The sequence below is a fragment of the Streptomyces lomondensis genome (genome assembly GCF_014651035.1).
In the GTDB taxonomy this organism is placed as follows: Bacteria; Actinomycetota; Actinomycetes; order Streptomycetales; family Streptomycetaceae; genus Streptomyces; species Streptomyces lomondensis.
The window spans coordinates 256257-277405 of the sequence record NZ_BMWC01000001.1 but is presented as its reverse complement, the minus strand read 5'-3'; the positions used below and the strand labels follow the sequence as shown (position 1 = coordinate 277405).

At 70.8% G+C, this 21149-nt stretch carries 16 protein-coding genes and 2 pseudogenes; 8 read left to right on the top strand and 10 right to left on the bottom strand.

Translation table 11 applies throughout. The annotated features are described in order from the left end of the window. Window positions 1-2: 2 nt before the first annotated feature. A pseudogene (locus IE255_RS01240) lies at window positions 3-755 on the bottom strand (DUF6879 family protein). 173 nt (window positions 756-928) lie between these two features. Here IE255_RS01240 and IE255_RS01235 point away from each other — a divergent pair. From IE255_RS01235 to IE255_RS01220, 4 genes and pseudogenes are all read left to right on the top strand, one after another. Continuing rightward, window positions 929-1135, top strand: coding sequence for a hypothetical protein (locus IE255_RS01235; RefSeq protein WP_190048205.1), 207 nt, complete (start codon window positions 929-931; stop codon window positions 1133-1135). After that, entirely contained in the window at window positions 1132-1722 is a 591-nt protein-coding gene (locus IE255_RS01230) for a DUF6415 family natural product biosynthesis protein (protein WP_190048204.1), read from the top strand. The genes IE255_RS01235 and IE255_RS01230 overlap by 4 nt, the downstream gene beginning before the upstream one ends. Continuing rightward, window positions 1719-2018 (top strand): hypothetical protein, encoded by a 300-nt coding sequence (locus IE255_RS01225; protein WP_190048203.1) that lies wholly within the window; start codon window positions 1719-1721, stop codon window positions 2016-2018. Before IE255_RS01230 ends, IE255_RS01225 begins: the two co-directional genes overlap by 4 nt. Before the next feature lie 410 nt (window positions 2019-2428). Further along, a pseudogene (locus IE255_RS01220) lies at window positions 2429-2958 on the top strand (NUDIX hydrolase). A 172-nt stretch (window positions 2959-3130) separates the two neighbouring features. On the opposite strand, the gene IE255_RS01215 reads toward IE255_RS01220, so the two are convergent. Beyond that, on the bottom strand, window positions 3131-4186 hold the full coding sequence (locus IE255_RS01215; RefSeq protein WP_190048202.1) for a LacI family DNA-binding transcriptional regulator: 1056 nt from the start codon (window positions 4184-4186) through the stop codon (window positions 3131-3133). A 411-nt stretch (window positions 4187-4597) separates the two neighbouring features. Between IE255_RS01215 and IE255_RS01210 the strand changes: the two genes are divergently transcribed. The 4 genes from IE255_RS01210 (at window position 4598) to IE255_RS01195 (ending at window position 9408) form a co-directional block, all read left to right on the top strand. Then, entirely contained in the window at window positions 4598-5914 is a 1317-nt protein-coding gene (locus IE255_RS01210; protein ID WP_190048201.1) for an ABC transporter substrate-binding protein, read from the top strand. Window positions 5915-5919: 5 nt separating this feature from the next. Continuing rightward, the gene (locus IE255_RS01205) at window positions 5920-6936 is read left to right on the top strand and encodes a carbohydrate ABC transporter permease (RefSeq protein ID WP_190048200.1); all 1017 of its coding nucleotides are present in this window, start codon (window positions 5920-5922) and stop codon (window positions 6934-6936) included. An 11-nt stretch (window positions 6937-6947) separates the two neighbouring features. Next, the gene (locus IE255_RS01200) at window positions 6948-7856 is read left to right on the top strand and encodes a carbohydrate ABC transporter permease (RefSeq protein WP_190048199.1); all 909 of its coding nucleotides are present in this window, start codon (window positions 6948-6950) and stop codon (window positions 7854-7856) included. Window positions 7857-7971: 115 nt separating this feature from the next. Continuing rightward, window positions 7972-9408 carry a GH1 family beta-glucosidase gene (locus IE255_RS01195; protein WP_190048198.1) on the top strand — a complete coding sequence of 479 codons (1437 nt, stop codon included), beginning with the start codon at window positions 7972-7974 and terminating at the stop codon, window positions 9406-9408. 103 nt (window positions 9409-9511) lie between these two features. On the opposite strand, the gene IE255_RS01190 is transcribed toward IE255_RS01195, so the two are convergent. From IE255_RS01190 to IE255_RS01155, 8 genes are all read right to left on the bottom strand, one after another. After that, window positions 9512-13618, bottom strand: a complete 4107-nt coding sequence (locus IE255_RS01190; protein WP_190048197.1) for a trypsin-like peptidase domain-containing protein — start codon at window positions 13616-13618, stop codon at window positions 9512-9514. 22 nt (window positions 13619-13640) lie between these two features. Beyond that, entirely contained in the window at window positions 13641-13952 is a 312-nt protein-coding gene (locus IE255_RS01185; RefSeq protein WP_190048196.1) for a trypco2 family protein, read from the bottom strand. Window positions 13953-14199: 247 nt separating this feature from the next. Continuing rightward, window positions 14200-15513: a glycoside hydrolase family 36 protein gene (locus tag IE255_RS01180; protein WP_190048195.1), complete on the bottom strand. Its 1314-nt coding sequence runs from the start codon at window positions 15511-15513 to the stop codon at window positions 14200-14202. A 26-nt stretch (window positions 15514-15539) separates the two neighbouring features. Beyond that, a complete protein-coding gene (locus IE255_RS01175; protein ID WP_190048194.1) occupies window positions 15540-16427 on the bottom strand; it encodes a carbohydrate ABC transporter permease in 888 nt (295 codons plus the stop codon). Next, window positions 16424-17407 (bottom strand): carbohydrate ABC transporter permease, encoded by a 984-nt coding sequence (locus tag IE255_RS01170; RefSeq protein WP_190048193.1) that lies wholly within the window; start codon window positions 17405-17407, stop codon window positions 16424-16426. The genes IE255_RS01175 and IE255_RS01170 overlap by 4 nt, the downstream gene beginning before the upstream one ends. 33 nt (window positions 17408-17440) lie before the next feature. Continuing rightward, on the bottom strand, window positions 17441-18754 hold the full coding sequence (locus IE255_RS01165; RefSeq protein WP_190048192.1) for an ABC transporter substrate-binding protein: 1314 nt from the start codon (window positions 18752-18754) through the stop codon (window positions 17441-17443). Between the two features lie 185 nt (window positions 18755-18939). Further along, window positions 18940-20361, bottom strand: coding sequence for a sensor histidine kinase (locus tag IE255_RS01160; RefSeq protein ID WP_190048191.1), 1422 nt, complete (start codon window positions 20359-20361; stop codon window positions 18940-18942). Further along, on the bottom strand, window positions 20358-21062 hold the full coding sequence (locus tag IE255_RS01155; RefSeq protein ID WP_190048190.1) for a response regulator transcription factor: 705 nt from the start codon (window positions 21060-21062) through the stop codon (window positions 20358-20360). The genes IE255_RS01160 and IE255_RS01155 overlap by 4 nt, the downstream gene beginning before the upstream one ends. Window positions 21063-21149: the final 87 nt, after the last annotated feature.

The following is a 21149-nucleotide window of genomic DNA, read 5'->3' as shown; positions in this document are numbered from 1 at the left end:
TTCTACTCCTTCGCGCCGAGCTGCGCCGCGAACTGGTCGTAGGGCACGGACGCGTGGACTGCGGCGTCGCGGACCTGGCAGTACCGCAGCACCTCGGCGGGCTCGGTGATGATCTCGACGTCGTGGAAGACGTCCTGGTCGTCGAAGCGGAGGATCGCCACGAGGCGGCTGTCGAAGACCCAGAAGTCCTCGGCGGGCAGGTGCGCCCGCTCCGCGTCCTGCCGCCAAAGGTTCTGAACGTCCTCGCCGGTGGCCGCGTTGCAGCGGGCGTAGGAGAGGAGGAACCGCTGCCCCTCAGTCGGCGGATTGTCGACGACGCGCACGCGACCGACCTACTTGCCCGCCTGCGTCTGGCGAAGGATGTTCCGGCACCAGTCGCTGTCGAGGTCCATCGGCGCGCGGCCGGTGGCGAGGAACTCGGCGTATCCCGCGTCTTCACGGTCGGAGGCGTAGCCGCGCCGGGTCTCCAGGTGCCACGCCGAATGCTCGAAGTGGTGGAAGAGCCGGCCGAACTCCTCCATGCCGATCAGCTTGGGCACTCGGTCGACCTCCTTCGGGCCGTGGTTGACGAGCAGCTCGCGAGGGACGACGACCGCGGCGTCGTCCAGCCCGAAGTGCTGCAACTGCCGCAGGTCCGCAGGGTCGGTGAGAGGCCGCCCTTGGACGATGATCTCACCGCTGTCGATGTCCTCGTGCACCGCGGGGCACGCGCCGTTCTTGCTGTCCGTGCCGTTGAATCGCAGCCGTCGCGCCATGGTTGTCTCCCTCGTGCCGGGTCGTGGCGTCTTCAGCATCACCAGGCTCCAAGCCTCTTGCTACCGTGCACGCCCCCCTTCGTGAGACCACACGAGAACATTCCGTCAGGCTGCGAGAACATTCGAGAACATCACATGGCGAGTGACAAAGCCGCCTCTCTATGGTCCTGTTCATGGCCGAAGCAACCGCACAGAACCTCGATCCTTTCACCGCCGTGGAATCCCTCCGGGAGGCGCTCCACCAAGTCGGCATCGTTCTGCCGTCGCTGGCGGTGGACCCGGCATCGCCGAGCCTGCGCCTCGTGGAGCTGGGGCGCGTACGCGCGGACGTGGCCATGCGGCTGGCACGCGCACTCCAGCAAGGGAGTCCGACGACATGAGCACCAAGCGACAGATCACTCAGGGCACCACCATGACAGGCACGCCCCCGCCCGACCTCGCGGTCATGCGCGAGACCACGCAGATGGTGCTCGCGTCCGGCTCGGGACCGCACCCGCTGCTGCGAGACGACGAACCGGCCACGCTCACCGACACGCTGCGCGGCCACCTCGAACTGCTCATCCCCGAGGTCGAGCAGGCAGCCGGGCGTCTGCCGGAGAACAGCGTCACCCGCTCCGGCGCGATGTACTGCGTCGGCGAGGCCCGCGGAAAGCTCCGCGCGCCCGAGCTGAGCTTCGCCCCGTTGGCCGGCAGCGTGATGTACGCCCGCCGGCTCGCCCGCGTCCTGGTCGCCCTGTGCGACTACTACGAGACCGTCACCAGTGGCCTGGTCGAGACGCACTGGCGGACCGCGTTCGTGCGCCTGGCGGACCACTGCCTGACGTGCCCGACCTGCCTGGCCATGGACGATCAAGGCGCACGCCTCGGCCTCCCCTGCGAGACCCACGACCGGCTCTACGACGAGTACCGGGAAGCCTGGGCTCGGGCTCGTGACGGCCACCGACGCCCTGCGGAGACATCGGCGTGACCACTCCCGGAGCTGAGCCCAGGACGCCCGACGCCGAAGACGAGTTCCAGAGACTGGGCGCGCAGCTGGTGCGCACGGCGAAGTCGTCCCGCAGCCGGGCGGCCGTCCAGGCCCTGGTCGAGGAGCGGACGATCCTGTCGGTGCCGGCCGTACGCCACGCCCTGATCGTCGACACCGACGACAGCGAGATGGCCCACTTCGAGGGCCTGGCAGGTCACCAGTACAACCTCGGCCTCGACAAGGGGCAGCGATGCTTTCTTGAGCTGGTGCTGTCGATGGTGGGCACGCGCCTGTGACCCCTTGCGCCGAGGGCGACGAACTCTGCGACAAGTACCAGCAGGCACGCCGCGACCTCACACGCGCGTAGGACCCCACAGCCCCGCCCCCCTCTTCGCCCAGTACTGATGCCGCGGCCGGCTTCGATGCGCTGGATCGTCGACCGCCCCCAACTCTGTTCCTCCTGGCTCAGGTTGCGTGCTCGCGGGAGTCTCGGACGTGCTCGCCCTGCTGCGGGCAGGCTTCGCGGATCCATTCAGGCTGGTCATCGGCACTCGTCCAAGCTGGAGTCCCGTTGACCTTCTGTCAGCATCACTTCTGAGGCATTGTGTGATCTCGCAGTGGTCGGGGCGCTCTACTACCTGGTCCGGCGACCGTCACCGGCGAGAACGTGAGCGCCCGCCCGTACGCCCATGGCACCGTGGCGGACATGGGCGAGTTGGTGGAGCGGGTCGACGAACAGGACCGGGTGGTCGGGGTCGTCGATCGGGACGAGGCGATCCGGAACCGGTGGCCGCACCGGGTCGCGACAACGGTGTGCCGTGATTCGCGGGGCCGCGTGCTGGTGTATCGGAGGCCGGAGCACGTGTCCCGGTTTCCGGGGCTCTACGACTGGCTGATCGGCGGGGCCGTCGGGGTCGGCGAGCCGTACGAGGAGGCGGCGGCCCGGGAGCTGGCCGAGGAGCTGGGAGTGCGGGCGCCGGTGCGGCCCGTTCTGAAGTTCCTGTGCCGCGGGGCGATCAGCCCGTACTGGCTCGCTGTGCACGAGGCCGTCGTCACCGGGCCTCTGACCCCCGACCCGTCCGAGATCGCCTGGCAGGGCTGGCTCAGCGAGCGGGAGCTGCGCGAGGCTCTCGGCAGATGGGCGTTCGTGCCCGACGTGTGGACGCCCTGCGCCGCTACCTGGCCCTCAGGGAACCGACCGCCGCCGCGCCGTCACCAACTCCCCCACCCGCGTGAACCGTTCGGCCTGATCGGGGCGCATGGCCCGCTCCACGACCGCCAGTTGGGCCGCCGTGCCACGACGCGCAGCCCGCCTCCTGGTCGCGGAAGGGGCGGAAGACCTCCCCCACCGTGTGCAGATAGGGCTCGGTCCGGGCGACCTCCGTAACGTCCAGCAGAGGATGGCCCGTCACGAGGACGACCGGGACACCAGCTCCGTGGCCAGGACCATCTGCCGTCGCTCCAGCCCGCGGGACGCGAGGGGGCGGCGGTCGGCGACCTCCGTGAGGAGGAGGTCGATCATCCGGCGGCCCATCTCCTCGATGGGCTGGCGGACGCTGGTGAGGGGCGGGTCCATGTGGCGGGCGATGGCGGAGTCGTCGTAGCCGACGAGCGCCACGTCGTCGGGGATGCGGCGGCCCGCCTCGCGCAGGGCCTGGCGGGCGCCGGCCGCGGTGACGTCGGAGGCGGCGAAGACCGCGTCCAGGTAGGGATGGCGCTCCAGCAGCGCCGCCATGGCGCGGCGGCCGCCCTCCTCCGTGAAGTCGCCCGGCTCGATCAGCGTCTCGTCCGCCCCGTGGCCCGCGTCGCTCAGGGCCGCGCGGTAGCCGTCGATACGGCGCTGGGCACCGTACACGTCGAGGCGGCCGGTGATGTGGGCCACCCGGCGGCGGCCCCGGGACAGCAGGTGCTCGACGGCCTGCCGGGCGCCGCCGTAGTTGTCCGAGTCGACCGACGGCAGGGTCTCCGCCGACGAGCGCGGGCCGCTGATCACCGCCGGTATCTCCAGCTGGGCGAGGAGGTCCGGCAGCGGGTCGTCGGCGTGCACCGAGACCAGCAGGACGCCGTCCACCCGGTGGGCCGCCAGGTACTGGGCGAGGCGGCGGCGCTCGCGGTCGCCGCCCGCGAAGATCAGCAGCAGCTGCATCTCCGTGTCGGACAGCGCGGCCCCGACGCCCTTCAGCATGTCCGAGAAGTACGGCTCCGAGAAGAACCGGGTCTCCGGCTCGGGCACGACCAGTGCGATCGCGTCCGTGCGGTTGGCGGCCAGCGCGCGGGCCGCGGTGTTCGGCACGTAGCCGAGCTCCGCGACCGCCGCCTCGACGGCCGCGCGCGTCGCGTCACTGACCCGGGGCGAGCCGTTGATCACCCGGGAGACCGTGCCGCGGCCGACACCGGCGCGCGCCGCCACCTCTTCGAGGGTGGGCCGGCCACCGCTTCGGCCCCGCGCTCCGTGGCTTGCCATGGGCTCCGCCTTCCCGTCCACACCCGCACATCTGCGGCTGGCCTGGAATTTAACAGGCTCGTCAGCTGTAGTGACCGCCACCGGCCGCCTGCCGCCACCGCCTTCCGCTTCGGCCCGACGAGCCGGTTCGGCCGACGCTTCGACTGGCCGGATACCGCCGACCGCGGCCGCAACGGGGTCCGTCCCGTGTCCAGTTAACGTCCCGATAACTGAACGCGTCTCTCCCTGTCCGGTCCCTTGACACCCCCGCCACTACCGGGGACTCTTCAACACATCACCGGTGGGAGCGCTCCCACAGTACCTGACACATACACAACCCGCACGTTCCCCGCCCGAGCCGCAGCGAGTGAAAACGGGCCCAACCATGCAGTTGGCCGGGGGGTCGGCACGTCAGGGCAACAGGAGGACGACATGCGAGCACGCATCCGAACCGCCCGCAAGGCGATGGTCCTCGCGGCCGTCGCGTCGCTGGGCGCCGGGCTGCTGGCCGGCTGTGCCGACGACGGCAAGGACGAGGAGAGCTCGTCCCAGGGCGGCAACGGCGGCAAGACCAAGATCACCCTGGGGTTGTTCGGCAGCTTCGGCTTCGAGGAGGCCGGCCTCTACGCGGAGTACGAGAAGCTCCACCCGGACATCGACGTCCAGCAGACCGTGATCGAGCGGAACGAGAACTACTATCCGCCGCTGGTCAACCACCTCACCACCAACAGTGGCCTCCAGGACATCCAGGGCATCGAAGTCGGCAACATCAACGAGGTCGCGAACAACTACGCGGACAAGCTGGTGGACCTGTCCAAGTACGGCAAGGAGAGCGACTACCTGCCCTGGAAGTGGCAGCAGGCGACCACCAAGAGCGGCCAGACGATCGGCCTCGGCACCGACGTCGGCCCGATGGCCATCTGCTACCGCAAGGACCTGTTCGAGGCGGCCGGCCTGCCCACCGACCGCGAGGAGGTCGGGAAGCTGTGGGCCGGCGACTGGACCAAGCTCGTCGAGGTGGGCAAGCGGTTCAAGGCGAAGGCCCCCGAGGGCACCACCTTCCTGGACTCCCCCGGCGGTCTGCTCAACGCGATCATCGGCAGTGAGAAGGAGCGCTTCTACGACGCCTCCGGCAAGGTCATCTACAAGTCGAACCCGGCCGTCAAGGCCGCCTTCGACCTGACGGCCGAGGCCGGCGAGGAGGGCCTGGTCGGCAACCAGACGCAGTTCCAGCCCGCCTGGGACACCACGATCGCCAACAGCAAGTTCGCCGCGATGTCCTGCCCGCCGTGGATGCTCGGTTACATCGAGAGCAAGTCCAAGCCCGAGAACGCCGGCAAGTGGGACGTGGCCGCACCGCCGAAGGCCGGCAACTGGGGCGGTTCCTTCCTGGCCGTGCCCAAGTCGGGCAAGAACGCCGAGGAGGCCGCGAAGCTCGCCGCCTGGCTGACCGCGCCCGAGCAGCAGGCCAAGCTGTTCTCCAAGCGCGGCAGCTTCCCGAGCGCGCAGGCGGCGTACGACCTGCCGCTGGTGACGGACGCGAAGAACAAGATGACCGGTGACGCCCCGATCGGTCAGATCTTCGCGCCGCTCGCCAAGGAGAGCCCGATCCAGGTGATCGGCCCGAAGGACCAGATCATCCAGCAGGGCCTGACGGACAACGGCGTGGTTCTGGTGACCCAGGGCAAGTCGCCCAAGGAGGCCTGGGACAACGCCGTCAAGACCATCGACAACAACCTGGAGAAGTGACCGGTATGGCCACCCGGCACGACACCGCCGCCGCGCCCCCCGGCAAGGAGGGGGGCGCGGCCCCGGCCCGTCCGCCCGTCGAGGCGGTGCCCCCGGAGGTCGCGAAGAAGCGGGCCCGGCTCTCCCGCCGCTGGCAGCGGGACGTGCGCTGGAGCCCGTACGCCTTCGTGTCGCCGTTCTTCCTGCTCTTCGCCGCGTTCGGCCTGTTTCCGCTGATCTACACGGCGTGGGCCTCGCTGCACACGGTGGAGCTGACGGCGCCCACCGACATGGAGTGGGCGGGCCTGCGCAACTACACCCGGATCTTCGACGACGACTTCTACTGGAACGCGGCGAAGAACACCCTGACCATCGGGATCATCTCCACCGTCCCGCAGTTGATGATGGCGCTGGGCATCGCCCACATCCTCAACTACCGGCTGCGCGCCTCGACCTTCTACCGGGTCGCGATGCTCGCGCCGTACGCGACCTCGATCGCCGCGGCCTCCCTGGTCTTCGTGCTGCTCTTCGGCCGCGACTACGGCATGATCAACTGGGCGCTCGACCTGGTCGGCATCGACAGGATCGACTGGCAGAACGAGAAGTGGCCCTCGCAGATCGCCGTCTCCTCGATCGTGATCTGGCGGTGGACCGGCTACAACGCGCTGATCTATCTGGCCGCGATGCAGGCGATCCCGCAGGATCTGTACGAGTCGGCGGCCCTGGACGGGGCCAACCGCTGGCAGCAGTTCCTCCACGTGACGCTGCCCTCGCTGCGTCCGACGATCCTGTTCACCGTGGTCGTCTCGACCATCGGCGCGTCCCAGCTCTTCGGTGAGCCGCTGCTGTTCGACGCCAACAAGGGCGCTTCCGGCGGTGCCCAGCACCAGTTCCAGACGCTCGGCCTGTACATGTACGAGCAGGGCTGGGTGAACCAGCACCTGGGCCGCGCCTCCGCGATCGCCTGGACGATGTTCCTGATCCTGATCGTGATCGGCATCGTCAACTACGTCATCTCGCGCCGGCTGCGCGCCAGTAGTTAGGAGAACCGGCCGTGACGACGACCCTGACGAAACCCCCGGCGGACGCGGAGCCCAAGCCTCCCAAGCGTTCGCGCGGGCTGAAGGCGGCGCGGGCGGGCGGGCAGATGCACGCCGGTCCGGTGGCGTACCTCATCCTCGCCGTGTTCACCGTCGTATCGCTGTTCCCCCTGGTGTGGACGGCGATCGCCGCCTCGCGCGACAACCAGCGGCTGGCGCAGACACCGCCGCCGTTCTGGTTCGGCTCCGGGCTGTTCGACAAGCTCGAACTGGCCTGGACGGACGCCAACCTGGGCGAGGCGTTCCTCAACACCACGATCGTGGCGGGCGTTTCGGCGCTGACCATCGTCTTCCTGTCGACGATCGCCGGATTCGCCTTCGCCAAGCTGAAGTTCCGGGGCCGGGGCGCCCTGATGCTGATCGTGATCGGCACGATGATGGTGCCGCCGCAGCTCCAGGTGATCCCGCTGTACATGATGGTCGCGAAGCTGGACTGGACCGACCAGCTCCAGGCGGTGATCCTGCCGTCGCTGGTGAGCGCGTTCGGCGTGTTCTTCATGCGGCAGTACCTGCTCCAGGCCCTGCCGGACGAGATCATCGAGGCGGCCCGGGTGGACGGCGCGAACAGCTGGCGTGTGGTCTGGCACGTGGTGTTCCCGACCGCGCGTCCCGCCATGGCCGTCCTGGGCATGCTGATGTTCGTCCAGACCTGGAACGACTTCCTCTGGCCGTTCCTGGTGCTGACCCAGACCGGCAACCCGACCGTGCAGGTCGCCGTCGCCGGACTCGGCCGCGGCTACACCCCCGACCAGTCCCTGATCATGGCGGGCGCGCTGCTGGGCACGCTGCCGCTGCTGCTGGTCTTCGCGATCTTCGGCAAGCAGATCGTGGGCGGCATCATGCAGGGCGCCGTCAAGGGCTGACGCCCTCGCCCCGTTCTTCCAGGGGGCCGGGTCAGCGCCGCCCCGGCCCCTGCTCCTCCCCCCTCTCCTCCCCCTCCACCCGTCGGTCTCCACGACCTCCAATGGGAGCGCTTCCATGCCTGACTCCGAGAACCCGGCCACCCCGGTGACCTTCCCTCCCGCCTTCCTCTGGGGCGCGGCGACCTCCGCGTACCAGATCGAGGGTGCGGTGCGGGAGGACGGCCGTACGCCGTCGATCTGGGACACCTTCAGCCATACGCCGGGCAAGACGGCCGGCGGCGACCACGGTGACACCGCTGTCGACCACTACCACCGCTACCGCGAGGACGTGGCGCTGATGGCGGAGCTGGGCCTGGGCGCCTACCGCTTCTCCGTCTCGTGGTCGCGGGTGCAGCCGACCGGGCGGGGCCCGGCCGTGCAGAAGGGCCTGGACTTCTACCGCCGGCTGGTCGACGAGCTGCTGTCCAGGGGCATCAAGCCGGCCGTCACGCTCTACCACTGGGACCTGCCGCAGGAGCTGGAGGACGCGGGCGGCTGGCCCGAGCGCGACACGGCGTACCGGTTCGCGGAGTATGCGCAGATCGTCGGCGAGGCGCTGGGCGACCGCGTGGAGCAGTGGATGACGCTCAACGAGCCGTGGTGCAGCGCGTTCCTGGGCTACGCCTCCGGGGTGCACGCCCCGGGCCGTACGGATCCGGCGGCCTCGCTGCGTGCCGCGCACCATCTGAACCTGGCTCACGGGCTGGGCGCGTCCGCGCTGCGGTCGGTGATGCCGGCCCGCAACACGGTCGCGGTGAGCCTCAACTCCGCGGTGGTCAGGCCGCTTTCGCAGGACCCGGCGGACCTGGCGGCGGCCCGGAAGATCGACGACCTGGCCAACGGTGTCTTCCACGGGCCGATGCTGCACGGCGCCTACCCGGAGTCGCTGTACGTGGCGACGGCGAGCCTCACGGACTGGGACTACGTCCTCGACGGCGACCTGGCGCTGATCAACCAGCCGCTGGACGCGCTCGGCCTCAACTACTACACGCCCGCGCTGGTCTCGGCGGCGGACACCTCGGCGAAGGCGCCGCGCGCCGACGGCCACGGCTCGAGCGACCACTCGCCGTGGCCGGCCGCGGACGACGTCGCCTTCCACCAGACGCCGGGCGACCGCACGGAGATGGGCTGGACGATCGACCCGACCGGCCTGCACGAGCTGATCATGCGCTACACCCGGGAGGCGCCGGGCCTGCCGCTGTACATCACGGAGAACGGCGCGGCCTACGACGACAAGATGGACTCCGACGGCCGGGTGCACGACCCGGAGCGCGTCGCCTACCTCCACGGCCACCTGTCGGCGGTCCGCCGCGCGATCACCGACGGCGCGGACGTCCGCGGCTACTTCCTGTGGTCCCTGCTGGACAACTTCGAGTGGGCGTACGGCTACGGCAAGCGTTTCGGCGCGGTGTACGTGGACTACGCGACGCTGGCGCGCACGCCGAAGACGAGCGCCCACTGGTACGGACGGGCGGCCCGGACGGGGACGCTGCCCGAGGTCTCGGCGGTCTGACCGCCGAGGGGGGGACGGGGCGCGGCACGATTAGGGGAGTGCCGCGCCCCGGCATGAGCGGGCCGCCGTCCGGGATGCGGCCACACCGTTGCGGCCGGAGGGCTCAGGCGCTGAGCCCCAGGTGCGCGAAAACGACGTCCCCCACACGGAGTACGGCGTCGGGTTCGACGAGGGCCAGCACCGGCAGGGCGTGGTGCCAGCCGTCCGGGGTGAGGGCTTCCGCGAGGAGCGACTTCGCCAGGGAGAGGTCCGGGCCACAGGCCAGCGGGACGTAGTGCGCGGCGAGGCGCCGGGCTGTCGTCTCGTGCGTTCTGCCTGCTCCGTCGAGTGGGCTGCCCACCGGGTCGACGGGTACGCCGGCGGCGTGTGCGGCGAGGGCGGCGAAGACCCTTGAGCGCTGCTCCTCCGCTGTGATGCGGAGCGCTACGGTCCGGGCCGCCTCGTGCTCACCGAGCACGGCCCATCCGAGTGCTTCCGCGGTGCCCGGTTGGGAGAGCAGCGACGACGGCGGGTGCTCCGCCGCCAGTCGGTCGAGGCGGCCCCGGGCGGCTGCGGGGTCGGCGGCCGCGGTCAGCAGGGCGAGCAGCGCTTCCTCGTGGTAGTCGTGGGCCGGGAGGTCCTGTCTGTCGGTCTCGTGCAGGAGTTCCAGGATCCGATCAGCGCGCCCGTCGTCGTGCGGGGCCACGGTGGCGAGGAGCCGTCCGAGCTCCGGCACGGAACCGGAGGGTGCTTCCACCAGCACGGCGTCGGCCATGCGTTCCGCCTCTTGCGGGTAGTGCCGCCACAGGCATCCGGCCACCTCCGTGTGGGCGGTCCTGATGGGGCGGTCGCCCATCCGGCCGGTCCCCAGCTCTTTCACGAGCCGCTCCATGTCCTCCATGGCCCGCTCCACCGCACCGGCACACGCCAAGGCCTGGACGACGGCCGTCAGCATCTCGGCCCGCATGACCCAGTCGCAGTAGTCGTCGACCGCGGGCACCGCGAGGGCCGCCTGTTCCGCGAGACGCAGCGCCCGGAGAGCGTCCCCGTGCCCGACGGCCACGGACACCATGGCGTACGCCCAGGCACGCACGTCAGGTGTGCCGATCGCCTCGACGAGACGCTCGGCCTGGTCGGGCCGGCCCACGACCGCCAGTGCTCGCGCGAGCGCGGCGAGACACCCGTCCTGAGTGGAATCGTCTGCTCCGACCGTCAGGTGCCGCGCACGCTCCGCCTGACGCAGCAGCCGCACCGAGCGGTCGGGGTCGCTGCCGGCGAAGTGACCGGCGAGTGCGGCGAGCGCCACGGCGACACCCCGCCACCACCAGGTGTCCGTGCCCGTGAGCAGCACGGTCTCCAACTCGTCGGCGGCCCCGGCCTCGGCGAGCAGCAGGACGACGCGCGCGGCGAAGTCGTCCTCCTCCGCCGGCGCCTCCGTGTCCCAGGCGGCCTCGAGTTCCGCCCAAGCCTCGGCGGCCCGGCCCTGACGGGCCCGCGCCGCGGCGAGAGCGAGCCCGGCACTCGGCGGCGGCAGGACCTTCTCACTCAGCAAGTCCCTGAGCTGGTCGGCTTCGTCCGCGCGGCCGGTCGCGGCGAGGGCGCACACGGCGCCGAACGCCGCCTCCGAGTCGTCGGACAGGTTGAAGGAGTGCAGGTACCACTCCGCATGCTCCTGGGCCAGCCGGACCATGCGCTCCGCCGTCTGCGGCCGGACGAGGTGCAGGACCTCCGCAGCCACCGCGGGAACGTTCTCGGGATCTTCCACGTGCTCCTCGGCGAGGGCGACCACCTCGTCGTACAGGTGTGCCGCCCGGTCGGTCCCGCCGACGGCCGCCCATGCCCCGGCGACGGCCGCCAGGGCGCGGACGCGGTCGGGCACGGACAGGATCCGCCCTGCCAGTTCCTCCGCCCTGCCCAGCAGGTCGGTCACGAACTCCGGGTCCCGGGCCGCCCTGGCCGTCGCGACGAACGCCTCCACGCCCGGGCCGGTGTCCGGTTGCCACAACTCGCCGAGCCTGCGCAGCGCCTCGCGCTCGTTCCCCGTCGCGGCCAGAACGACGGCCAGTGTGCCCAGCATGGCGTTGGTCTCCTCGTCGCCGCCCAGCCACGGGCGATCCTCCGCCGCCTCTCGCGTCAGGGCCAGCGCCTCCTCCACCAGCCCCACCGCGCGCTGGTCCCCCGCGCGGGCCAGGACGCGCCCCACCGCCGCCAGCGCCCAGGCGCGGTCGATCGGACGGAAGACGCTGCGGGCGAGGCCGATGGCATGGCGGACGCGGCCGGCGCGGGCGTAGCCGGCGGGAACGTCCGGATGCAGCGATCTGTTGCGGCGGGCCACGAGGGCGGCGAGAGCCGCGAGGGCCGCCGACGCGCCCAGGTCGCCGGGGGTGTCCCGGGTGACGAGCCGGCGCGCCGCCGCGATCTCCGTGAGGCACGCGGCATCGCTGCCGGTCATCTCGCGCAGCCGGTCGTGCCGCCGGGCGTCCGTGGCGAGGGCGACGGCGCGGCGCGTGCAGCCGCGGCGGGCAAGCAGACTTCCGTACGGCTGGAGCAGGTAGGGCGGGGTGTCCTCCAGCCAGCCCCGCCGCTCGTACGACTCGGCCCAGGCGTACAGCCGTTCCAGGTAGCCGTCCACGTCCGCGCCGAGTTCCTCCTGGGCCGCGGTGAGGAGGGTGTCGTGTGCGAAGAGGTAGCCGCGGCTGCTCATGTACAGCGTCAGGTCGCCGTCGGCGGAACTCTCGAAGCCGCCGCCGCGCAGTCGCAGGATGCGCCCGAAGGCGCTGCCGAGCCGCCGGCGCAGCTCGTAGCTCGACGCACCGGTGAGTTCACGCAGGTCGTCGTCCGTGAGGGTGCCGCGTGCGGCGGTGAGCAGGCCGACCACGTCCCGCGGCAACCGGTCGCCGGACAGAGCCTGCTGGAGGTCGTACCTGGCCTCGTACTCGGTGTGCCTTGCCGCCTCGGTGGCGGACAGCTTCACGACCGGGCAGCTGCGCAGCGGGTGGTCTCCCCTGACGTCCGTCGGGAGGCCGGGGCTCGGTCGGCTGGTCACCAGCACCCGGACGTTCGGCGGCAGCCGCTCCGGAAGCAGTGAGGCGATGCTCGTGCCGCTGCCGCCGGGCTCCAGGGACTGGTCCTCGTCGAGTCCGTCCACGACGAGGACGAGGGTGCCGCCGTCGCGTGCGACGCGCTCGGCGGCTTCGCGCAGGAGCAGCCGGCGTTCCCCGTCGCGGGCGGTCGGCGAGCCGTTGCCGGTCGGTTCGCGTCCGGCGATCGTGGCGAGCTGGTCGATGACCGCCGCGGTGTAGGCGTCGCTGTCCGACTGGCTTGCGTAGCGGGCGGTGATGAAGAACCAGACGGGAACCACGCCGCGGGGCGGGTGGAGGGCGAACCAGGCCACGAGGGCCGTCTTGCCGGCCCAGGGCGGCCCCTGGAACCAGAGGTACGGGTCGGGGCCGCCGCAGAAGGACACCAGGTCGCGGAGTTCGGACTCCCGGTCTTCCAGTGACTCCGGTGCGATGTCGGCCAGTTGTGCGCGGTAGGCCTCCTGGGTGAGATCGGGTCCGGCGAACGGAGCGGCGGAGGGCAGCGCGGCAAGGCGCAGACTGCGGGCCAGGAGATGTTCGAGTTCCGCCAGTTCCGCGTCGTCCAGTGCCTCGGCCCACCGGTCGACCCGGCGCGCGGCGATGCGGCCGGGGCCGTCCGCGCGGTGGTGGTGGGTGACGAGCCCGACGAGACGGCCGTTGCTGAACACCACCGCGCCGGACATCCCCTCCCAGGCGTCCCGTTCGGGGTCCGGGTCCTCCGGGGGCGGCGATGCCACCCTGAGGTCGAGTGTGCCCTCCCGTCGGTTGGAGAGCACGGCGCACGTCGCGTCCACGTGCTCGGCGTCCCGGAAGCGTGAACCGTCCTCGTCCGTGCGGAGTTTGAAGCGGGGAAAACCGAGCGCGGTGCAGTGCAGCACCGTGTCCTGCTCGCCGACCCGGCCGAAGGAGACGGGCGGGACGTCCGTGTCGGCCCCATGAGTGAGGACGGCCACGTCGATGCCCGCGTGCCGCCACACAACCTTCGCCTCGACGACCCGCTCGCCCGGGCGGTCCGCCTGGAACCGGACCCGGACGTCGGCCGCGCCCCGCACGACATGCGCGGCGGTCAGCACCTTGCCCGGCGAGACCAGATATCCCGATCCTCGTCGCCCGGCACCCTCGCCCGGAAGGTCGACGATGACTTCCGCCACCCGCTCCGGTCGCAGTCCCCGCTCAGCGCTCGCCGTCAACCTCGCCGCCCGTGATCAGCGCTGTCCGCACCGCGGCCCCCTCCGCCGGAACCACTCTGGGCGTCAGGGTGACCGTGATCCGCTGTGTCCGGTCCTGCGCGTACCTGCCGTTCGCCCCGGCGTCCACGACCCACAGCCGCACCTTGGCGTCCGCTCCCGCCTCCCGGCTGACGGCGACGGTCGCCTCGATCTCCACGGGCCCGAGCTCGAACCGCACGGCCTCGCCCTCGCCGTCCACCAGGGCAGCGGTCAGCTGCTGCCTCAACTCGCGGATCATGTCGGACAGTTCGATCACGGTTTCCCCCTTGTGCCGCGGTGCTCAGATGTTACAAGTCACCGCATCGCACTCCGGTACCGAGCGTCGGCTGCACAGCGACCAGGCGCACCCTGTCCGCGCAGAGCTTGGCCATGGCGTCGATGCCGGAGGTGAGGATGACCACCGCCATGCCCCGCCTGCGTGCTTCGGCGACGAGAGCGTCGACAGGCTCGTGGTCATCAACGAGCGGAGATTACGCCATGCCGGGCAGGGGCAGTCCCCGGCCTCACCCCGTCGCTGCCGACAACAGGCGGCGGGTCGTCGCCACTCCCCACGTGTCCAAGGACAGCAGGCGGTCGCTGGAGGCCATCAGGCCGCCGGTGGACTCCACGTGGGCCGCCCACTGTTCGCGGGTCTCGACGGCCGGGCGGGCCATCAGGCAGTCGGGGTCGTTGGTCCAGAGGCGGCCGTGCTGCCACTGGCGGGCCGCGCCGGTGAACTCGGCGGGGTCCTGGCCGGGCTGGGAGTAGTCGTCGGCCTCGGGGCGGCGGTGCGGGGCCGTGTCCGGGCTGACGCGCATCGCGTCGAACAGGCCGAGGGAGGGGAGGATGGGTGCCCCGCAGCCCAGGAGGTAGGACTCGGCGCCGATCGCCTCGCGGATCAGGCCGATGCCGGAGCGGTAGGCCGTGAGCGCGTCGACGTCCGCGTGGCGTACGCCGTCCAGGGCGCCCGCGTAGAGGAAGTCGACCTTGAAGTAGTCGTAGCCCTCCGCGCGCAGGGTCGTGAAGACCTCGGTCAGGTACGCGGCGGCGTCGGGGTGGGTGGTGTCCAGGACGCGCAGGTCGTGGCCCCAGTTGCGGCCGGCGTGCGCGAAGCCGCCGGCGGTGTCCCGGACCAGCCAGTCGGGGTGCTCGGCGGCCAGGTCGCTCGCCGGGTCCACGAGGAACGGTGCCGTCCAGATGCCGGCGCGGCGGCCGCGCGAGCGGATCTTCTCGGCGATCCCGGCGCGGGAGCGGAAGCGGCCGGAGAGGGTGAGCCAGTCGCCGAGGGCCCGCTGGTAGCCGTCGTCGATCTGGACGACGTCGACGGGCAGGTCGAGGGTGTCCATCGCACGCAGGTTCTCGTGGATGTCGTCCTCGGTGACGGCCGTGAAGTACTCGTACCAGGAGCACCAGACGGTCGGTGCCGGGCGGGGAGCCTCCAGTCCGAGACCGGAGGCCCACTCGCCCAGCACCGACTGGATGTCCGGGCCCGTCCACTCCTTCACCAGGCCGTCCGCGCCGACCTCCGCGACTCCGTCCCGTACGGCGACGCGGATCGACGGCACCTCACGGGTCGGCTCGGCCGCCGCCCACAGCCGGACCGGTGAGCCGTCGCCGGGGTCGAGCGCGAGCAGGCCCTCGCCCTGGAAGGTGCCGGCGGGGACGGTGACGCCGGGGCGGTAGCAGACCGTGGCCCAGTTGGTGTTGGTCGGGCGGTACGGGGTCGCGCCGAGGGCGTAGGCGCCGCTGGGGCTCCAGGACTGCCAGCCCTCCTCGTGGACCCGGGCGTTGCGGGGGTCCACGGGCACGGCGGCGACGGGGGTGAAGGGGTGGTGCACGGTGGTCTCTTTCGAAGGGAAGGGGGTCAGCCCTTGTTGGCGCCCAGGGTCAGGCCGCTGACGAACTGGCGCTGGAGCAGGAAGTACACGATCAGGACCGGGATCGCGGTCAGCAGGGCACCGGCGGCGACCAGGTTGGGATCGGTGAAGTACTGCCCGGAGAGGTTGTTCAGCGCCGAGGTGATCGGCATGTTCTCCCCGGTGGAGATCAGCACCAGAGCCCAGAAGAAGTCGTTGTAGATCCAGATCGACAACAGCGTCGCCAGAGCCGCCATCGCCGGCTTGCACAGCGGCAGGGTGATCTGCCAGTACAGCCGCCACACCGACGCCCCGTCGACCAGCGCCGCCTCGGTCAGCTCATGCGGCAGCGAGCGCATGTAGTTGCTCAGCACGAACGCGCAGAAACCCGACTGGAACGCCACATGGATGAGGACGAGTCCGAGCGCGGAGTCGTAGAGCTTGCCGCTCATGGTGATGCCGGGCAGGTCGACCAGCAGGTACAGCCGGTACAGGGGGGTGATGATGACCTGCTGCGGCAGCAGGTTGCCCGCGGTGAACAGCAGCAGCAGCGCCAGGTTGAGACGGAAGTCGAAGCGGCTGACGTAGAAGGCCACCATCGACGACAGCAGCAGCGTCAGCAGCACCGCCGGCACCGCGATGAGCAGCGTGTTGCCGAAGTAGTGCAGCATGTCCGACTGCTCGAAGGCGTTGGTGAAGTTGTCGAAGGTCAGCTTGTCCGGCCAGGACACATAACCCTTGGCGCTGGTCTCCGCATACGGCCGCATGGCTGCCAGCAGCGCCCACAGCAGCGGCGCCAGCCAGGCCAGCGACGTGACGACGAGGAAGGTGTGCAGCAGGATGCGGGCCGGGCGGATCGGGGTGCGCCGGCGGTGAGCGCCGGTGACGGTGCTCATGCGCGCCGCTCCTTTTTGAACGTGGCGATCAGGTACGGGATGATCACCGCGAGGGAGATCACCAGCAGGACGACGGCGATCGCGGAGCCGTATCCGATGCGGCTGGACTCGCCGATGATGTTGTTGGTCACCAGGATCGAGAGCAGTTCGGTGCCCTGGGCGCCCTTGTTGAAGACGAAGACCAGGTCGAAGGCGCGCAGCGCCTCGATGATCGTGACGACCAGGACGACGGTGTTGGTGGGGCGCAGGGTGGGGAAGATGACGTTCTTGAACGTCTGCCACTCGTTCGCCCCGTCCAGGGCGGAGGCCTCGCGCAGGGCGGGGTCGACGCTCTTCAGGCCGGCCAGGTACAGGATCATCATGTAGCCGGCGTGGCGCCAGGAGGCGGCGATGAGGATGGCCCAGAGGTTGAGGTCCGGGTCGCCGATCCAGTCGATGTAGTGGCCGGGCTTGTTGGCCCCGATGAGGCTGTTGATCAGGCCGGTGTCGGGGTTGTAGACGAGCTGCCAGACGAAGCCGATGACCGCCATCGACATCACGACCGGCAGGAAGAACGCGGTCTGGTAGACGCGGCTGAAGCGGATCCGCTTGTCCAGCTGCACGGCGAGGAACAGCCCGAACGGCGTGGGCAGCAGGATCAGCACCACGAACCAGACGACGTTGTGCTCGACGGCCGGCCAGAACTGCGGGTTGTTCGTGAACAGCTCACGGAAGTTGTCCAGCCCGACCCACTGGATCGAGTCGAAGCCGATGCCGTTCCAGGTCGTGAACGCCAACGCGATCGAAGCCAGGGCCGTCAGCCACACGAGGGCGACGTGCAGGAGTGTCGGCAGGCCCGCCATCAGACCGAGCGTGAGCCGGTCGCGCCGGGTGAGCAGGCGCCGGTGACCCTGGGACACCTTCCCGGTCTCGGGCGTGGGGGCGGGCCCCGGAGTCGGCGTGGTGGCCGGCTCCGGAGCCTTTGCGGGGGTGGCAGTCATGTCAGATCCGAGTCGTCGATTCTCCGTTTCGGGTCAGGAGGAGGCGAAGATCGTCTTCTTCTGGCGCTCGATCGACGAGAGGATGCTGTCGACGTTCTTGGGGTTGCGGACGAAGTTCTGGAGCGACGGCTGCATCACCGTGGAGGTGAAGTCCGGCCGGGAGTCGCGGTCCATGAACTGGGTGAGGTTCTTGGCGCCGCTGATCATCTCGTACGCCTTCTTCTGCAGCGGCGTGTACGCGGAGGTGTCGGCCTTGGTGGAGGCGGCCACGACGTTCGGGTCGGACTTGAGGTAGATCTCCTCGGCCTCCGGGGTGCCCAGGTACTCCAGCAGCTTGACCGCACCGGCCTTGTTCTTCGGGGCCTTGCTGAGCATGAAGCCGTCGGTCGGCGCCTCGACCGTGTCCTGCCCGTACGCCGGGTCGATCTCCGGGAAGGGGAAGAAGTCCAGGTCGTCCAGGTCCGCCTTGTTCGTGAACTGCTGTCCCACGAACGAGCCCAGCAGGTACATGCCCGCCTTCTTCGACACCAGGGTCTGCGCCGCGTCCTGCCAGGTGCGGCCGACCGCGCCCTCCTGGTGGAAGGGGAGGATCTCCGTCCACAGGTCGAAGACCTTGCGCACCTTGGCGTCCGTCCAGGAGGCCTTGCCGGCCATCAGCTCCACGTGGAAGTCGTAGCCGTTGGCGCGGAAGTTGATCTGGTCGAACGTGCCGAGCGCGGGCCAGGCGTCCTTGTCGCCGAAGGCGATCGGCACCAGGCCGTCCTTCTGCATCCGCTTGCACAGGGCGACGAAGTCGTCCCACTTGGTGGGGACCTCGTAGCCCTTCTCCTGGAAGACGCTCTTCCGGTAGAAGACCGCCCAGGGGTAGGTGTACAGCGGCACGAAGTAGTACTTGCCGTCCTCGCCCTTGGAGAGCTTCTGCATCGCCTCCGGGAAGTTCCCCCCGATCTTCTGCCACACGTCGTCGATCGGCGTGGCCAGCCCCTTGGCCGCGAAGAACTGCATCCGGTAGCCGGCGAACCAGGTGAACACGTCGTCGGGCGTGCCCTGGAGGTAGGAGTTGATCTGCTCCTGGAAGGTGTTGTGGTCCTTGGTGTTGACGTCGACCTTGATCCCGGACTGCTTGGTGAAAGCCGCGTAGATCTCGGCGAAGGCCTTCTTCGGCACCGCGTCCGACGCGTTGGAGCCCAGGCTGACGGTCTTCGGGTCGGCGGCCGTGCCGCTGCCGCCGCAGGCGCTCAGCAGGGGTATGCCGGCGCCGAGCAGGGCGGCGCCACCGACGCCGCGCAGCAGGCTGCGGCGGCTGGGAGCGGGGAGAGCGAGTCCGGAGGGGGAGTGGTGGTGCATGAACGGCTCCTGAGGGCAGGGGATCGGCCACGAGGGTGTGCGAAATCCGAGTGCAATCGACCAGAAATCAACTTGACCGAACACAGTGGCGCCATGACAGCTGTATGTCAGGTCATGCGTCAAGAGCAGTCGGCTTCATTTGTCGAAACGTGACCGACCCGTGAACGCAATCGCTCCCGGAGCGGTCAGTGGGGCCGGGACCGGCTGTATCGGGACCGGGACCGGTTGTATGCGTCAGCCGGCCGGCTCCGGCGGCGGCGCCGCACCGGCCCGCGGTGTCCTCTGCCCGCCGGTGCCCGCCCGGCCGGCTGGATCCAGATCCGCACCTCGGTCCCCCCGAGGACCGAGGAGCCGATACGGACGTCCCCGCCGGTCGACTCCGCGAGCCGGCGCACGATGTCCAGGCCGAGCCCGGTCGAGCCGTCGCTCCCGGAGCCGCGGCCCCGCGCCATCGCGGCCTCCGGGTCGGGTATGCCCGGACCCGCGTCGGACACCAGGACGATCACCGCGTCGTCGCCGTTGTGCACGTCGACCGCGAAGGCGGTGCCCTCCGGGGTGTGCCGGAAGACGTTGCCGAGCAGCGCGTCGAGCGCGGCGGCCAGATCGGCGCGGGCCACGGGTATGCGCACCGGCCGGTCGGCCCCGGCCACCCGCCACTTGCGGCCCTCGTCCTCCGCGAGCGCCGACCAGAACGCCATCCGCTCCCGGACCACCTCGGCGGCGTCGCACCCGGCGCCCGGACCGGCCGCGGCCGTCTGCGGCTTGGCCTCCCGGGCCGTACGGATGATGGTGTCGACCTCGCGCTCCAGCTGCTCGACCGCGGTCCTGGTCTGGTCGGCGGCCGGGCCCTCGCCGAGCGAGGCGGTGTTGAGCCGCAGCACGGTCAGCGGGGTGCGCAGCCGGTGGGAGAGGTCGGCCGCCAGCTCCCGCTCGTTCGCCAGAAGCTGGACGACCTGGTCGGCCATCGAGTTGAAGGCGACCGCCGCCAGGCGCAGTTCGGTCGGGCCCTCCTCGGGCACGCGGGCGCCGAGCTTGCCCTCCCCCAGCTCGCGCGCCCCCTCGACCAGGCGCTGGGCGGGCCGGACCATCCGCACGCCCAGCCGGTCGGCGACCGCGACCGAGCCGAGGACCAGCGCGACACCGACCCCGGCGAGCACCGCCCAGGCCGTGCCCACGCCGTTGGTGACCTCGGCCTCGGGCACGTACACCTCGACCACCGCGATCTCGCCGGTGCTGAGCGCGACCGGCGCGAGCAGCGTCGAGCCGCCGGCGACGCCGGTGGTGGAGGCGCGGCCCAGCTTCCGCACGGCCGCGATGTCCTCGGCGGCGGCGCGCTGCCGCCCGAGCTCCAGGGCCTCCCGGCCGTCGCCCGCCGGTATGTGCACGGCCATGCCGGCGTCCGAACCGGCGGAGGCGACGACCCGTTCCAGCTGGTCGCGGTCGGTGGTGATGGACAGGGCGGGGGCGATGGCCGCGGCCTCCCTCTCGGCATTGGAGAAGGCGCGGTCCCGGGCCATCTCGCGGATGACGAGTCCGAGCGGCACCGCGAAGGCGAGCACGACCATGGTGGTCACCGCCAGCGACACCTTCACCAGGGCCCACCTCATCGCGGCGCCTCCGCCCCCGGCGGTTCGAGCTTCACGCCGACGCCCCTGAGGGTGTGCAGATAGCGCGGGTTCGCTGCCGTTTCGCCCAGTTTCCGCCGCAACCAGGACAGATGGACGTCGATGGTCTGGTCGTCGCCGTACGACTGCTGCCACACCTCGGCGAGCAGCTCCTTGCGGGGGACGACGACTCCGGGCCGGCGGGCAAGGAAGGCGAGCAGGTCGAACTCGCGGCGGGTGAGGTCGAGCCGGGCGCCGTCCAGCTCGGCCTGGCGGCGCAGCGGGTCGACGGTGAGGCCGCCGACCCGGATCGCCGGGGACGGCTCCCCTTCTCCCGAGCCGGAGCGGGCGCGGCGCAGCACGGCCGCCATGCGGGCCGACAGGTGCTCTACGGAGAAGGGCTTGGTCAGGTAGTCGTCCGCTCCGGCGTTCAGCAGCCGGACGATCTCCGCCTCGCCGTCCCGGGCGGTGGCGACGATCACCGGCACGTCCGTGATGCCGCGCAGCATCTTCAGGGCCTCGGAGCCGTCGAGATCGGGCAGTCCGAGATCCAGGATCACCACGTCGAAGCGGACATGGGCGACCTCGCGCAGCGCCTCCAGTGCCGTCCCGACGCTGCGCACGGTGTGTGAGGCGTCGGTCAGGTGCCGGATGAGCGCCGAGCGTACGAACTGGTCGTCCTCGACCACGAGCACACTTGCCATGCGCCGCACCGTACGCCATCTCGAACAGCCGGGTGCGGGCCTGTGGACAACTCCCCGGTTGGGGACAACGAGCCCCTGCGCGGCTCC

Bases quoted from the DNA above. Each gene is read 5' to 3' on its own strand.
- IE255_RS01235 (WP_190048205.1), top strand. From the start codon at position 929: ATGGCCGAAGCAACCGCACAGAACCTCGATCCTTTCACCGCCGTGGAA.
- IE255_RS01230 (WP_190048204.1), top strand. From the start codon at position 1,132: ATGAGCACCAAGCGACAGATCACTCAGGGCACCACCATGACAGGCACG.
- IE255_RS01215 (WP_190048202.1), bottom strand. From the start codon at position 4,186: ATGGCAAGCCACGGAGCGCGGGGCCGAAGCGGTGGCCGGCCCACCCTC.
- IE255_RS01210 (WP_190048201.1), top strand. From the start codon at position 4,598: ATGCGAGCACGCATCCGAACCGCCCGCAAGGCGATGGTCCTCGCGGCC.
- IE255_RS01205 (WP_190048200.1), top strand. From the start codon at position 5,920: ATGGCCACCCGGCACGACACCGCCGCCGCGCCCCCCGGCAAGGAGGGG.
- IE255_RS01195 (WP_190048198.1), top strand. From the start codon at position 7,972: ATGCCTGACTCCGAGAACCCGGCCACCCCGGTGACCTTCCCTCCCGCC.
- IE255_RS01175 (WP_190048194.1), bottom strand. From the start codon at position 16,427: ATGAGCACCGTCACCGGCGCTCACCGCCGGCGCACCCCGATCCGCCCG.
- IE255_RS01170 (WP_190048193.1), bottom strand. From the start codon at position 17,407: ATGACTGCCACCCCCGCAAAGGCTCCGGAGCCGGCCACCACGCCGACT.
- IE255_RS01165 (WP_190048192.1), bottom strand. From the start codon at position 18,754: ATGCACCACCACTCCCCCTCCGGACTCGCTCTCCCCGCTCCCAGCCGC.
- IE255_RS01160 (WP_190048191.1), bottom strand. From the start codon at position 20,361: ATGAGGTGGGCCCTGGTGAAGGTGTCGCTGGCGGTGACCACCATGGTC.
- IE255_RS01155 (WP_190048190.1), bottom strand. From the start codon at position 21,062: ATGGCAAGTGTGCTCGTGGTCGAGGACGACCAGTTCGTACGCTCGGCG.